Source organism: Flavitalea flava (assembly GCF_054461575.1).
Genome location: NZ_JBTLQH010000139.1, coordinates 1 through 639, shown reverse-complemented (window position 1 = coordinate 639; position 639 = coordinate 1). Strand labels below are relative to the sequence as shown.

Here is a 639-nt window from a genome sequence, read left to right as displayed (position 1 = left end):
ATCCCTACCAGGCTGCCCACCTCCACCCCTTGCCCTCGCAGGTAGCCCGCTAACGCCTCCGCTCTTGCTTCCAGCTCTCCATAATCCAGCCGCTGCTCCTCATAGACCACCGCCACCGCCGACGGCGTCCGCGACGCCTGTTCTGTGAAAAGCTCCACCACCGTCTTGTCCCGTGGATACCACTGCCGGCTGCGGCCATACCCCTCCACCAAACGATCCTTTTCCCCTGCACCCAATAGCTCCAATCGCCCTATCGCCTCGTCCGGAGAGGCCACCACCGAGGCCAGCAACTGACCGTAATGATCCAGCAGCCGCTCCATCCTCGACCGACTGTACAGCCCGCTCCGGTAGGTCAGCCCCAGATCCAGCCCCCGCCCCGTTTGACCGATGCTCAGCGTCAGCTCAAATTTGGAGGTCAGCTGACCGAAGTTCTCCGTCTCCCAGCCCAATCCCCCCAGCTCTACCGGCCCCGGCTCCGGCGTATTCTCCAACACAAACATCACTCCGAACAACGGGTTGCGGCCCCCTTCCCGTTTGACCCCCACCACCTCCACCACTTTCTCGAAGGGCACCTCCTGGTGCTCATAGCCATCCAGCGTCGTTTGTTTCACCGCCCTGATCAGCTCCCGGCTGCTCATC

Annotated in this window: 1 protein-coding gene; it reads right to left on the bottom strand. The window is 62.8% G+C overall.

Annotated elements, in window-relative coordinates:
- A partial coding sequence (locus tag ACX0G9_RS31720; protein ID WP_459069012.1) for a condensation domain-containing protein occupies positions 1–639 on the bottom strand: 639 nt, incomplete at both ends.